Origin of the sequence: Streptobacillus notomytis (assembly GCF_001902585.1) — a bacterium.
Taxonomy (GTDB): Bacteria; Fusobacteriota; Fusobacteriia; order Fusobacteriales; family Leptotrichiaceae; genus Streptobacillus; species Streptobacillus notomytis.
In genome coordinates this window covers 1-544 of record NZ_LKKV01000150.1, presented here as the reverse complement: position 1 = coordinate 544, position 544 = coordinate 1, and the positions used below count along the sequence as shown (strand labels likewise).

Annotated in this window: 1 protein-coding gene; it reads left to right on the top strand. The window is 27.6% G+C overall.

Going from position 1 to position 544, the window contains the following annotated elements:
* Positions 1-74: 74 nt before the first annotated feature.
* Positions 75-544, top strand: a 470-nt coding sequence (locus BUE91_RS06835; protein WP_241497022.1) for a PfkB family carbohydrate kinase, incomplete at its 3' end; no start/stop codon positions are given.

Sequence of the window (544 nt, the reverse complement as noted above, 5' to 3'; positions counted from 1 at the left end):
TGAAGCATTTTATGAAAAATTTGGATTTATTAGACGTCCTAATGAAAATTATGGTAGTGGGATGGTGAAATTTAATGAATAATAGACTTTATGTATTGGGTAGTATCAATATTGACTTATCTATTAATTGTAATAAATTTCCTAAAATAGGAGAAACAGTTAGAGGAGAAGAATTTGGTAAAAATTTGGGTGGTAAGGGTGCAAATCAGGCAATAGCGGCATCAATTTTAGGAATAGATACTTGTTTAATTGGTGCTGTTGGCAGTGAAGATGATAGTGATTGGATTTATAGAAAATTAACTAATTATGGAGTAAATACATCTTCAATTAATAAAATAGAAAATGAAGAAACAGGATTAGCATTTATTATAAAGTCTCGTGGGGATAATTCAATTATTTTACACCATGGTGCAAATTTTAAAATAGATAAAAAAGATGTATTAAATGGATTAAAAAATGGAAAAAAAGATGATTATTTTCTGGCTCAATTTGAAGTAGATTTGGATTTAGTATATTTAGGAATGGAAAATGCTTCAAAAAAAGG